Here is a 12,186-nt window from a genome sequence, read left to right on the forward strand (position 1 = left end):
AGCCATGGCAGCCCAATTCCCCATCCCCGGTATTCACCTCAGCGACTCGGCGCGAAAAGGCTTGCTCGATGCCCCGGCGGGCGGCCAACCGGCGATCAGCGGCGCCTTCGACATCCAGCAGGTGCTCGACCTGTTGCGCACCGTCTACGACCCGGAGATTCCGGTCAACGTGGTCGATCTCGGGCTAATCTACCAATGCGAAGCCCGGCCGATTGCCGATGGCGGTCAGCGAGTCGCGATCAAAATGTCCATGACCGCACCCGGGTGCGGAATGGGCGACGTGCTCAAAGAAGAGGCACGTGCCAAGGTCCAGACCCTTCCGGGGGTCAGCCAGGTCGAGATCGAGATCGTCTGGGAACCGCCCTGGGATCAAAGTCGTATGTCCGAGGCGGCGCGTTTGCAATTAGGGCTGCTCTGAGGAGCCCGGTGAGAGGAGACAAAGATGGACAGCAAGAGCGATCACAACCCGTACACGTACCAACGCCTGAAACATCAATACCCTGATTATTTTGAGGCGATGGATGCCTTGGGTGCAGCGGTGCGTCATGCCGGCCCGCTGGACGAGAAAATCATCCAGCTGATTCAACTCGGTGCCGCGGCGGCCATCCGCTCGGAAGGCGCAGTGCACAGTCATACCAGGCGGGCACTGGCAGCCGGTGCGACGATGGAACAGATCCATCACGCACTGATATCACTGACGAGCACGATCGGTTTTCCGACGGTCATTGCGGCCATGAGTTGGGCGGACGATGTGATCGGGAAAGGAGGCAATGCTGTGCCTGAGTCCTGAGTCCTGAGTCCCGGATTAGCGCTGACAGCCTCAAGCGGATATCCACCACTGCGAGTACACCGCCGACGATCGGGTTTCGTTACATTCCGTGCAATCTTGACTAAAATTTCACCTGTCGGCGGCTGTATCGCCGCCGCCGTGATCGTCCAGGATTTCCCGGCCACGTTCCGGGTAACTTCACCTGATCAGGAGTGCACGATGGACCTCAACCGTCGTCAGTTCTTCAAGGTCGCCGCTATCGGCCTTGGAGGCTCCAGCCTGGCCGCGCTGGGCATGGCACCAGCGCCAGCCTTCGCCGAACAAGTCCGCCACTTCAAGCTGGCCCATACCCATGAAACCCGTAATACCTGCCCCTACTGTTCGGTGGGTTGCGGCTTGATCATGTACAGCCAGGGCGATGCGGCCAAGAACGTCACCCAGAGCATCATCCACATCGAAGGTGACGCCGACCACCCGGTCAATCGCGGCACGCTGTGCCCCAAAGGTGCAGGCTTGCTGGACTTCGTCCATAGCCCCAGCCGGTTGCAATACCCGCAGGTGCGCAAGCCGGGCAGCACGGAGTGGACGCGGGTGTCCTGGGATGAAGCGCTGGATCGCATCGCCGACCTGATGAAGGCCGATCGCGATGCCCACTTCATCGAGAAGAACGCCCAGGGCCAGACGGTCAACCGCTGGCTTTCGGTCGGTTTTCTTGCGGCCTCGGCGTCCTCCAACGAGGCCGGTTACATGACCCACAAGGTCGTTCGCAGTCTGGGCATGCTGGGGTTCGATAACCAGGCACGTGTCTGACATGGCCCGACGGTGGCAAGTCTTGCCCCAACGTATGGCCGTGGCGCGATGACCAACCACTGGACCGATATCGCCAACGCGAATCTGGTCCTGGTCATGGGCGGTAATGCCGCCGAAGCCCACCCTTGTGGCTTTAAATGGGTGACCGAAGCCAAAGCGCACAATCAGGCGCGACTGATTGTGATCGACCCACGCTTCACCCGTACCGCCTCGGTGGCCGACTATTACGCACCGATTCGCACGGGCACCGACATCGCCTTCATGGGCGGTTTGATCAACTATTTGCTCACTGAAAACAAAATCCAGCATGAGTACGTGCACGCCTATACGGACGTGTCGTTCATCGTCAAGGCCGACTTTGGCTTCGAGGACGGGCTGTTTACCGGCTACGACGCGACCAAGCGCACCTACAGCGACAAGTCCAGTTGGGGCTATGAAATCGGCGAGGACGGTTTCGCCAAAGTCGACCCGTCCCTGCTACACCCGCGTTGCGTCTACCAGCTGATGAAGCAGCACTACAGCCGCTACACTCTGGAGCTGACCAGCCAGATCTGTGGCATGCCGCAAGACGCCATGCAGAAGATCTGGGAAGAGATCGCCACCTGCTCGCAACCGGGCAAGACCATGACGATCCTCTATGCCCTGGGCTGGACCCAGCATTCGACCGGCTCGCAGATGATTCGCAGCGCGGCCATGGTGCAGCTGCTGCTGGGCAACGTCGGCATGCCGGGCGGGGGCGTCAATGCCCTGCGCGGGCACTCCAACATCCAGGGGCTGACCGACCTCGGGCTGCTGTCGAACCTGCTGCCCGGCTATCTCACCTTGCCGGGCGATGCCGAACAGGACTACGACACCTACATTGCCAAGCGTGCGCTCAAGCCACTTCGGCCCGGGCAGCTGTCTTACTGGCAGAACTACGGCAAGTTCCACGTCAGCCTGATGAAGGCCTGGTACGGCGCCAACGCCACCGCCGACAATCACTGGGGTTACGACTGGTTGCCGAAGCTCGACATCCCCGGCTACGACATTTTGAAAGTGTTCGACATGATGTCCAGCGGGCAGGTCAACGGTTATGTCTGCCAGGGCTTCAATCCCATCGCCGCCTTGCCCGACAAGAACCGTGTGATGGCCGCGCTGGCCAAACTCAAGTGGCTGGTGGTGATGGACCCGCTAGCCACCGAGACCTCGGAATTCTGGCGCAATGTCGGGCCTTACAACGATGTCGAAACGGCTGGCATCCAGACCGAAGTCATCCGCCTGCCCACCACCTGCTTCGCCGAAGAGGACGGCTCACTGGTCAATAGCGGCCGCTGGCTGCAATGGCACTGGAAGGGCGCCGATGGCCCGGGGCAAGCGCGCACCGACATCAAGATCATGAGCGAGCTGTTCATCCGCTTGCGTCAGCGCTACCAGGCCAACGGCGGTGCCTTCGCCGAGCCGATTCTCAAGCTCAGTTGGCCCTACAAGGTGCCTGACGATCCGACACCGGAAGAGATTGCCAAGGAGTTCAACGGCTACGCGATTGCCGACGTCACCGACGCCACGGGCGCGACGCTCAAGGCCGGGCAACAATTGTCCGGTTTCGCCCAGCTCAAGGACGACGGCAGCACGGCGTCGGGCTGCTGGATCTTCTGCGGCAGCTGGACCGAGCAGGGCAACCAGATGGCCCGCCGTGACAACAGCGACCCTTTCGGGATGAAGCAGAACCTCGGGTGGGCCTGGGCCTGGCCGATGAACCGGCGCATTCTCTACAACCGCGCCTCGGCCGATACGAAGGGACAACCCTGGGATCCGAAAAAGCGCCTGGTGTGGTGGAACGGCAAAGTCTGGGGCGGCACCGACGTGCCTGACTACAAGGCCGACGTGGCGCCGGAAGCGGGCATGAACCCGTTCATCATGAACCCTGAAGGGGTGGCGCGTTTCTTCGCCCTCGACAAGATGAACGAAGGGCCATTCCCGGAGCATTACGAACCGTTCGAAACGCCTATCGGCATCAACCCGCTGCACCCCAACAACAAGAAGGCGACCAGCAACCCGGCCGGGCGCATCTTCGATTCGGTCTGGGAGTCGCTCGGGACGGCGAAGGACTTTCCCTATGCCGCCACGAGCTACCGGCTGACCGAGCACTTCCACTTCTGGACCAAGCATTGCCCCATCAATGCCATCACCCAGCCTGAGCAGTTCGTCGAAATTGGCGAAGTCCTCGCCAAGGAGAAGGGGATTGCCGCTGGCGACCGGGTGCGGGTCAGCTCCAAGCGCGGGCATATCGAGGCAGTGGCAGTGGTCACCAAGCGGATCCGTCCGCTGCAGGTCAATAACCAGACGGTGCACCAGATTGGCATCCCCCTGCACTGGGGTTTCACCGGAGCTACCCGGCATGGCTACCTGACAAACACCCTGGTGCCATTCCTCGGTGACGGTAATACACAGACCCCGGAATCCAAGTCATTCCTGGTCAACGTGGAGAAAATATGATGGCCAACCAAGACATCATTGCCCGTTCGGCCACTACCACCTTGCCGCCCTCGGTACGTCAACAGGAGGAAGTCGCCAAGCTGATCGACACCACCAAATGCATCGGTTGCAAGGCGTGCCAGGTGGCCTGTTCGGAATGGAATGAATTGCGCGACGAGGTCGGTCATATCCATGGAACCTACGACAACCCTCAGGACCTCAGCGCCGAGACCTGGACGTTGATGCGCTTCACCGAGCACGAAACCGACGCCGGCAACCTCGAATGGCTGATCCGCAAGGATGGCTGCATGCATTGCGCCGAACCTGGCTGCCTCGCGGCGTGCCCAAGTCCCGGGGCGATCATCAAGCACGCCAACGGCATTGTCGATTTCGACCAGGACCATTGCATCGGCTGCGGCTATTGCATCACCGGCTGCCCCTTCAACATTCCGCGTATTTCGCGCAAGGACCACAAGGCCTACAAGTGCACGCTGTGCTCGGACCGGGTGGCGGTCGGGCTGGAACCGGCGTGCGTCAAGACCTGCCCGACCGGCGCCATTGTGTTTGGCAGCAAAGAGGACATGAAAGAGCATGCCGCCGAACGCATCGTTGACCTCAAGTCACGGGGCTTCGACAACGCCGGTCTGTACGATCCAGCCGGAGTCGGCGGTACGCATGTGATGTACGTCCTGCACCACGCCGACCAGCCATCGTTGTACGCCGGCTTGCCGAACCAGCCGGTCATCAGTCCATTGGTAGGGCTGTGGAAAGGCGTGAGCAAACCCCTGGCGTTGTTGGCCATGGGGGCCGCGGTGCTGGCGGGATTCTTTCATTACGTACGCATCGGCCCGCAGCGCGTCGAGGAAGACGAACACCTGCCGGGCAAGGACCTCAGCGTGCACGAGGTCGACCCGACCGTGCATGTCTATGACCCGAACACGCCTGGATCGCAGGAGGGAAAACGACCATGAAAGACAAAGCGATCCTGCGCTATAACGCCAACGAACGCACCAACCACTGGCTGGTGGCGATTCTGTTCTTCATGGCGGCCCTGTCGGGTCTGGCGCTGTTCCACCCGTCGCTGTTCTGGCTCAGCCAGTTGTTCGGCGGCGGGCCCTGGACGCGCATCCTGCACCCTTTCATGGGCGTACTGATGTTCGTGTTTTTCCTGGGGCTGGTGATCCGCTTCTGGCGGGCCAATTTTTTCATCGCCAACGACCGTCTGTGGCTCAAACGGATCAACCGGGTGATGCGCAACGAAGAGGAGGGCGTACCGCCTATTGGCAAATACAACCCCGGGCAGAAGTTGCTGTTCTGGACCCTGCTGGCCTGCATGCTGGTGCTACTGCTGAGCGGGGTGGTGATCTGGCGGGTCTATTTCAGCCAATACTTCGGTATCACTGCGATTCGCCTGGCGATGCTGTTGCATGCCTTGGCGGCTTTCGTACTGGTGATGAGCATCATCGTGCACATCTACGCCGGTATCTGGATCAAGGGCTCGGTCAGCGCGATGCTGCATGGCTGGGTCAGCCGTGCCTGGGCGAAGAAACATCATGCGCTCTGGTACCGCGAGGTGACACGCGACGAGCGCCCGGACAACCAGATAAGCAAGAAAGGATGATGCCTTGAGCACAATACTCGAGCCCGGACAAATCGAGGCGGCGGCGAGCACACCACCGTTCCTGCGCCTGCCGCCGCACAACCTGTTCACCTTGCGTGCTGTGCGCCTGGAGCGATTGGCCAATGGGCATCCACTGGCCGACTTCCTGCGGCTGGTCGCCGAACTGTGTTACGTCCAGCAAAGCCTGTTGGACGAACCGCCGCTGGCTCCGGCCCCAGCCCCCGAACGCCTGTTGTTGTGCCAGGAACATGGCTTGCCACCGCTGGCGGCCGACAGCCTGGTGCGCGAGGACGGCTGGCTGCCGTACCTGGAAACCTTGTTGCGGCGTTACCAGGCACCGCCACGATCTGCAGTAAAAAATGCCGTGGCAGCCTTGCACAGCGCCAGCGGCGGGCAGCGCAAGGTCTGGGCAATTGCTTTGCTCAGCGGCCAGTATGTGGGGCTGCCGGCGGCGCTGGTGCCGTTTCTCGGCGCGGCCCTGCAGGCTGCCTGGAGCCACTGGTTGCTCGGCCTGCCGGCGTGCGAACTGAAGCCTTGCGCCAGCCTTGGTCAATGCCCGGCCTGCGGTTCGCCGGCCATGGCCGGGGTGATTCACCAGCGGGGAAAGTACAACGGGTTGCGTTACCTGGTGTGTTCGCTGTGTGCCTGCGAATGGCATGTGGTGCGGGTCAAATGTGTCTACTGCGAGCAGAGCAAGGGGCTCAATTACGTCAGTTTCGAGGATGATCGCCATACGGCCAGCCAGGCGCCACTGCGGGCTGAAATCTGCCCCGGCTGCAACCGCTACCTGAAGCTGCTCTACCTGGAAAATGACGCTGACGCCGAAGCTCTCTCAGCGGACCTCGCGAGCTTGACGCTGGACATGCGCCTGGACCTGGAAGGCTACCAGCGTCTGGCACCGAACCTGATGCTGACGCCTGGGGGCGATTGATCACAGCGGCTACACTCAGGTTTCCGGGACCTGCGCCTGTTCAATTGCATTCGCGCGACGGTCAACCGTTTCAGGGAGCCCCCTTGATGCCCGCAAGACTCGCCACCGTCCCCGCGCGTTTACCGTCCATCGATAGCCTGCTGCGCAGCGTCGCCTGCCAGCCGCTGGCTGAACGTTATGGTCGCGATGCCTTGCTCGCCACCCTGCGGCAGTTGCTCGACGATGTACGTGAGCCGGTTCAACTGGGCCAGCTTGACGCCGTTGAACTCACGGCTCAGGTATTGGCGGGGAGGGCAGGCGAACGTCTGGCGAACCAGCACCGCAGTCGGGTACGGCGAGTGTTCAACCTCACCGGCACGGTACTGCATACCAACCTCGGTCGGGCACTGTTGCCGGAGGAAGCGATCGAGGCGGTGCAACAGGCTGCCCGTTATCCGCTGAATCTGGAATTCGACCTGGCAAGTGGCAAGCGCGGTGACCGCGACGACCTGATTGAAGATCTGATACGCGAACTGACCGGTGCCGAGGCGGTGACGGTGGTCAACAACAACGCAGCCGCCGTGTTGCTCGCACTCAACAGCCTGGGGGCGCGCAAAGAGGGCATCATCTCCCGTGGCGAACTGATCGAAATCGGCGGTGCATTCCGCATCCCCGACATCATGGCTCGGGCCGGGGTCAGACTGCATGAAGTCGGCACCACCAACCGCACCCATCCCCGCGACTACGAAGCCGCCATCGGCCCGCGCAGTGGCTTGTTGATGCGTGTACACACCAGCAATTACAGCATTCAAGGCTTTACTGCCCACGTACCAACCGCCGAACTGGCGCAATTGGCCCATCGGTACGGACTGCCATTGCTTGAAGATTTGGGTAGCGGCAGTCTGCTGGACCTGACCCGCTGGGGCCTGCCCGCCGAACCGACGGTGCGCCAGGCGCTGGCCGACGGGGCCGATATCGTCACCTTTAGCGGTGACAAGTTGCTCGGTGGTCCTCAGGCAGGGTTGATCGTCGGGCGCAAGGACCTGATCGCCCGGATCAAGAAGAACCCGCTCAAACGGGCCTTGCGGGTGGACAAGCTGACCCTGGCCGCCCTTGAGGCAGTGCTGGGGTTGTACCGCGACCCCGACCGATTGGCCGAACGCTTGCCCAGCTTGCGCCTGCTCACCCGCCCGCAAGCCGATATCCTCGCTCAGGCCGAACGCCTGCGTCCGCTGTTGGCGCGCGTACTGGGCGATGGCTGGGGGGTGGCCGCGCTGCCGGCGCTGAGCATGATCGGCAGCGGCAGCCAACCGGTGGCCCGCTTGCCAAGCGCCGCCCTGTGCCTGCGTCCGCATGTGTCCAAACGGTTGCGCGGACGGCAATTGCATGGCCTGGAAGCCGCTTTGCGAGCTTTGCCCATTCCGGTGCTCGGTCGTATCGACGACGATGCCCTGTGGCTGGACCTGCGCCAACTGGACGACGAGGCGGCCTGGCTCGCGCAACTGGACCTGCTGCAAGGAGTGGGGGCGGCAAGGTGATTGTCGGCACTGCGGGACACATCGACCACGGAAAAACAGCCTTGCTCAAGGCCCTGACGGGGCAAGTCGGCGACCGTCGTCGGGAAGAACGCGAACGTGGCATCACCATCGACCTGGGTTTCCTTTATGCGCCATTGGAACCTGGGGCGGAGATGACCGGCTTTATCGACGTGCCCGGTCACGAGCGCTTCATCCACAACATGCTCGCTGGCGCCCAGGGCATTGATCTGGTGCTGCTGGTGGTGGCTGCCGATGACGGGGTCATGCCCCAGACCCGCGAGCATTTGGCAATCGTCGAACTACTGGGCATCCCACAGGCGCTGGTCGTGATCAGCAAATGTGACCGGGTCGAGCCCGCCCGAGTGCAGTCGGTGCATGCTCAGGTCACCGCATTGCTGGCGCCGGGGGCCTATAACGGCGCGCCACAGTTCGCCGTGTCGAGCCTGACCGGGGAGGGCATTGACGCCCTGCGCCAGGCATTGCTGGCCGCCCAGTGTGAGGTCCGGCAGCGCAGCGCCAGTGGAGGATTTCGTCTGGCAATCGACCGCGCTTTCAGCGTCGCCGGCGCCGGTATTGTGGTCACCGGAACAGCACTGGCCGGGCAGGTGAGGGTGGGCGACACGCTACTATTGGGTCAGACAGGCAAGCCTGTGCGAGTGCGGAGTCTGCATGCGCAGAACCACGTCGTCGTCGAGGCGTGGGCCGGGCAGCGGGTGGCGTTGAACCTGAGTGCAGAGCGCCTGGCGCTGGAACAGATCCACCGCGGTGACTGGTTGCTGGCCGAGTGGCTGTTCGCGCCCACGCAGCGCCTGGACATCGAGATGCAGTTGCTGGCCAGTGAGCCACGCGCCTTCGAACATTTCAGCCCGGTGCATGTGCACCTGGGCACTCAGGACGTCACCGCCCGGGTCGCATTGCTGGAGAACACATGCCTGCCACCGGGTGAGCGGATGTTCGCGCAACTGTTGCTTAACACGCCGTTGCAGGCGGTGCATGGCGACCGCCTGGTCCTGCGCGACCAGAGCGCGCGGCGCACCCTCGGCGGCGGCCGGGTGCTTGATCCGTTTGCACCGGCCCGCCAGCGCCGTAGCCCGACCCGGCTGATGCAGTTGCAAGCCTTGGCCACCAGCGAAAGTCTCGAGCACATACTGCCGGTGATGCTTGCCAATAGTGACAGCGGGCTCGACCCGCTGCGTCTGGAGCGCCAGTTCAATCGTCTGCGCAGCACCTGGAATTTGCCGGCGGATGTCCGTGTCATTGCCACGCGCCAAGGTCCGTTATTGTTCAACGCTGTACGTTGGGAGGCGCTGAAAGTTTCGTTGCTGGAGCACCTGACGCACTTTCATCAACTTGAACCGGATGAACTGGGGCCAGACCGAGATCGCTTGCGCCGGTTTTCGGCTACGTCGCTGGACCGACCGACTTTCATCAGTCAGCTCGACGAACTGCTGTCCAGCGGCGCCATTGTCGCCAGTGGGCCGTGGCTGCACTTACCCGAACACCAGGTGCGACTGAGTGAAGAAGACGAGGCCCTGTGGCAACGTTTGCAGCCACTGTTCGAACAGGCTGGCTACGATCCACCCTGGGTGCGCAACCTGGCCAGCGCCGTTGGATGTGATGAGGCTGCCGTGCGCTTGCTGCTGCGCAAGCTGGCGAGATCAGGACGGGTTCACCAAGTCGTCCGTGACCTGTTTTACGCCGACGCTACGGTGCGCCAACTGGCGGCTATGCTGTTGCAACTGGTCGCCGACAATCCGCTGATTCAGGCGGCGGCGTTTCGCGACAAGGTAGGGATCGGCCGCAAGCGCAGCATTCAGATACTCGAGTTCTTCGACCGGATTGGTTTGACCCGGCGGCTTGGCGACCAGCGTCGCATCCGTGCGGACAATGCCCTGGCACAGCGCCCCGAGAGTTGACTTCAAGGAAGGCAATCGCGTCCGGTGGCGCGGCCGGGCTTCAAACCCGGTTGGGGACGGCAGCCGTTCCCGGGCAGGTTCGACTCCTGCTGCCTTCCGCCATTTTTCAGGCGCGCCGAATGCCGTGCAGGTGCGGCCGTCGCATCAAGGCGGCCCCGGCATCTGGCGATTCGGGGCTGCCTGGCGGGTGGCTTAAGCCGGCAGGTCGGTCATCACCAGCATGGCGATGTTGAAATAGATGACCAGGCCGGTACCGTCGATGAAGGTGGCAATGAAGGGGGCAGAGACCACTGCCGGATCAATGCGCATTTTTCTTAACAGCATCGGGATGATGGATGAGACGACAGCGCTCCAGATGGTGATGGCGACCAGCGTCAGACAGACCACCATGGCGATATCCGATCCCACTCCCAGCATCCACGCGCGGATCCAGGCCACGATACCGATGGCCAGCGCGATCATGAAGGAGGTGGTCACTTCCTTGCGCAGCACCGTGCCGACATTTCGCAGGCTGACTTCGCCCAGGGCCATGGCCCGCACCAGGGTGGAGGTGATCTGAGTGCCGCTGTTGCCGCCAGTGCCAATCAGCAAGGGAATGAAGAAAGCCAGGGCGATGGCGGCTTCGAGCTGCTCTTCAAATACTTTCAAGATGGTGCTGGTGTAGGCTTCGGCGAGAAACAACAGCAATAGCCAAGGCAAGCGCTTTTTCCACAAGCTCCATGGGCTGGTGCTGAGGTAGGGCGTTTCCAGCGGCAGACTGGCACCCTGGCGTTGGGCGTCGTCGGTGCCTTCGTCCTGAATCAGCGCCGCGATTTCTTTTTCATACAGCACGCCCAGCAGTCGGCCTTCGCTGACCACGGGAACAATGTCCACGGCTTTCTCTATCAGCTCCGGGGCGACATCGTGCCGGAATTGATTCGGCGAAACCGAAAAGCGGATGGGGATCATCAGATCGCGGACGCATAGGTCCGTGTTTTTCTCGGTGAGCAGTGTTTTGACCGACAGTTGGCCATGCAAAGCGCTGCGCGGGTCGGTGACAAAGATGTGCGCCGGGATATCATCATCCGGCAGCTGCTTGAGCAGATGTTCCCTGGCCTGGTTGACCGTCATGTTGCCGGTCACGGTGATGAGCAGAGGGCTCATGTAAGACACCACTGTGTCTTTGAGGCGGATATCCTTGAAGGTGGAAGGGGTAGCGCTTGCAATTGACATTTGAGGTAGTCCCCGTAGCTGTTTTGACCACAAACAGTTCTCACATAGGGGCGTAAACCAGAGAAGAGAGTGCAGAAAGCGATCTCCACGTCTAAGTTTTGGCACTGTACAACGTATCCGGGCCAATCCGGCCGGAAGTCACTTGGGCTAAACCTTAATCCGATAGAGCCTGTCTTAACCTTGGGCGTCTCTCGACGTCGTCAGATCAGTGACCTGTGTTTGTATAGGAGCCTCGCCGAACGAGATACTGCAACATTAAATACACCAGGGCGGTACCGATCTGGAATCGGGAAGCGCCGGTGTGAGTACACGGCTGTCTCATCACCTCCTAAATAATAATGGTCACTCAAGAATGTTCGACACCCCCTTAGGGGTTATGTCCGGAACAAGAGTAAGAGGGATTGCTATTGCTGTAACCCTCTCGATGGATAATGTTCAGCATTCATTCAGAAATTGATGCTGAAGGTTTTTCGCGACACAGGATGTTACAAATGTTTGTGTCGGTAGTTTAAACTGCCGCCACGCTAGTTATATATAGCCTGCGACACAGTAATGGGGTCAAAAGTTTGAAACGTTGAATCTACTTGTGGTCATTTTAAATGGCTGTGCCTGCAACTAAGCCGTTGACGCATGTGTGCTGCCTCTTTAGGATCGCCGCTCCCTTGGGGAGTAGCCGCCTTCGTTTCCGGAAGGGGTCACGTCAACATACTTGGCTCGCAAGCCATGGCGTGACCGGTCGTATGACTTGGCAAGACCATTGGTGAAGATACCTGTCTGTGGGTCGGACGCGGGTGTCTGAACCATTGGCTCTTGTGTCCGACCCCTTAGGGAAGGTCTGAAGTAGTCAGCGATTTTTGATGCCCTCGTTGGTAGAGGTTCAAAAAACGCTGGCTGGTCAGAAATCAGACCTTTCCTATTCTTAACTCATCGTTTCACCCTTGAGCGACGCCTTTTCA

Annotated in this window: 9 protein-coding genes, 1 tRNA gene and 2 riboswitches; of the genes, 9 read left to right on the plus strand and 1 reads right to left on the minus strand. The window is 61.1% G+C overall.

What is annotated here, in order from left to right:
• Positions 1-4 precede the first annotated feature (4 nt).
• From BLL42_RS27050 to BLL42_RS27095, 9 genes are all read left to right on the plus strand, one after another.
• On the plus strand, positions 5-418 hold the full coding sequence (locus BLL42_RS27050) for an iron-sulfur cluster assembly protein (RefSeq protein WP_236721942.1): 414 nt from the start codon (positions 5-7) through the stop codon (positions 416-418).
• A gap of 24 nt (positions 419-442) precedes the next feature.
• Positions 443-790 (plus strand): carboxymuconolactone decarboxylase family protein, encoded by a 348-nt coding sequence (locus tag BLL42_RS27055; protein ID WP_071555618.1) that lies wholly within the window; start codon positions 443-445, stop codon positions 788-790.
• Between the two features lie 198 nt (positions 791-988).
• Positions 989-4,054, plus strand: coding sequence for a formate dehydrogenase-N subunit alpha (gene fdnG / locus BLL42_RS27065; RefSeq protein ID WP_150128048.1), 3,066 nt, complete (start codon positions 989-991; stop codon positions 4,052-4,054).
• Entirely contained in the window at positions 4,054-5,004 is a 951-nt protein-coding gene (fdxH, locus tag BLL42_RS27070; protein WP_071555869.1) for a formate dehydrogenase subunit beta, read from the plus strand. Before fdnG ends, fdxH begins: the two co-directional genes overlap by 1 nt.
• The gene (locus BLL42_RS27075; RefSeq protein ID WP_071555621.1) at positions 5,001-5,654 is read left to right on the plus strand and encodes a formate dehydrogenase subunit gamma; all 654 of its coding nucleotides are present in this window, start codon (positions 5,001-5,003) and stop codon (positions 5,652-5,654) included. The genes fdxH and BLL42_RS27075 overlap by 4 nt, the downstream gene beginning before the upstream one ends.
• Positions 5,655-5,658: 4 nt before the next feature.
• Positions 5,659-6,585 carry a formate dehydrogenase accessory protein FdhE gene (gene fdhE, locus BLL42_RS27080; protein WP_071555622.1) on the plus strand — a complete coding sequence of 309 codons (927 nt, stop codon included), beginning with the start codon at positions 5,659-5,661 and terminating at the stop codon, positions 6,583-6,585.
• A gap of 86 nt (positions 6,586-6,671) precedes the next feature.
• Positions 6,672-8,102, plus strand: a complete 1,431-nt coding sequence (gene selA / locus BLL42_RS27085) for an L-seryl-tRNA(Sec) selenium transferase (RefSeq protein ID WP_071555623.1) — start codon at positions 6,672-6,674, stop codon at positions 8,100-8,102.
• Entirely contained in the window at positions 8,099-10,018 is a 1,920-nt protein-coding gene (gene selB / locus BLL42_RS27090) for a selenocysteine-specific translation elongation factor (RefSeq protein ID WP_071555624.1), read from the plus strand. The genes selA and selB overlap by 4 nt, the downstream gene beginning before the upstream one ends.
• Positions 10,019-10,024: 6 nt before the next feature.
• A tRNA-Sec gene (locus BLL42_RS27095) sits at positions 10,025-10,120 on the plus strand.
• Positions 10,121-10,210: 90 nt separating this feature from the next.
• Here BLL42_RS27095 and BLL42_RS27100 read toward each other — a convergent pair.
• A complete protein-coding gene (locus BLL42_RS27100; RefSeq protein WP_201788741.1) occupies positions 10,211-11,161 on the minus strand; it encodes a magnesium transporter in 951 nt (316 codons plus the stop codon).
• 145 nt (positions 11,162-11,306) lie between these two features.
• Positions 11,307-11,481: riboswitch (M-box (ykoK) riboswitch) on the minus strand.
• A 406-nt stretch (positions 11,482-11,887) separates the two neighbouring features.
• Positions 11,888-12,057, plus strand: a riboswitch (yybP-ykoY riboswitch).
• Positions 12,058-12,186: the final 129 nt, after the last annotated feature.

This window comes from Pseudomonas frederiksbergensis, assembly GCF_001874645.1.
In the GTDB taxonomy this organism is placed as follows: domain Bacteria; phylum Pseudomonadota; class Gammaproteobacteria; order Pseudomonadales; family Pseudomonadaceae; genus Aquipseudomonas; species Aquipseudomonas frederiksbergensis_B.

Excerpts from the sequence above, each read along its gene's own strand:
- BLL42_RS27050 (WP_236721942.1), top strand. The coding sequence starts at position 5 with ATGGCAGCCCAATTCCCCATCCCCGGTATTCACCTCAGCGACTCGGCG.
- BLL42_RS27055 (WP_071555618.1), top strand. The coding sequence starts at position 443 with ATGGACAGCAAGAGCGATCACAACCCGTACACGTACCAACGCCTGAAA.
- fdxH (WP_071555869.1), top strand. The coding sequence starts at position 4,054 with ATGGCCAACCAAGACATCATTGCCCGTTCGGCCACTACCACCTTGCCG.
- BLL42_RS27075 (WP_071555621.1), top strand. The coding sequence starts at position 5,001 with ATGAAAGACAAAGCGATCCTGCGCTATAACGCCAACGAACGCACCAAC.
- selA (WP_071555623.1), top strand. The coding sequence starts at position 6,672 with ATGCCCGCAAGACTCGCCACCGTCCCCGCGCGTTTACCGTCCATCGAT.
- BLL42_RS27100 (WP_201788741.1), bottom strand. The coding sequence starts at position 11,161 with ATGAGCCCTCTGCTCATCACCGTGACCGGCAACATGACGGTCAACCAG.